We start from the raw sequence: 536 nt of genomic DNA on the forward strand, positions 1-536 counted from the left end.
ATGGGTTACGGCTCACCAGCTGCCATTGCAGCCGCAACTGCAATGCCAGACCGTGAAGTATGGCACTTGGCCGGTGACGGTGGCTTCGCGATGATGAGCGAAGAACTGCTTACTTTGGCTCGCTACAACATGCACGTATTGACTGTTGTCTTCACTAACGAAACTTTGGGCTTCATCGAAGCAGAACAGCGTGACGAATCCAACCAACCTCTGTCAGGTGTTATCATTCCAGACAACGACTGGGCAAAGGTTGCTGAAGGTATGAACATGAAGGCCTTCACTGTTCACGACAAGGCTGAATTCCAAGCCGCTGTAGAAGAATGGAAGAAGATGGACGGCCCGGCCTTCATCGACGTTAAGTACACTAAGCACATGGCTTACTCAACTGAACTTAACACTCTGGATGACCCAGAATTCGTGAAGTACTACCACGCAGAAGCTCTGCACCCATTCTCATACTTTGCTGAAAAGTTTGGTTTGGAAATTGACGCGGCTTCAGGTGCATCCGGCCACTCAGAAGACAAGGCAGAAGCATT

The 536-nt window shown here is 49.8% G+C and carries 1 protein-coding gene; it reads left to right on the forward strand.

The window, feature by feature from the left end:
- Positions 1–536, forward strand: a 536-nt coding sequence (locus FD23_RS08810; RefSeq protein WP_236743913.1) for a thiamine pyrophosphate-dependent enzyme, incomplete at both ends; no start/stop codon positions are given.

It is taken from the genome of Lactobacillus delbrueckii subsp. delbrueckii DSM 20074 = JCM 1012, from assembly GCF_001433875.1.
Taxonomy (GTDB): Bacteria; Bacillota; Bacilli; order Lactobacillales; family Lactobacillaceae; genus Lactobacillus; species Lactobacillus delbrueckii.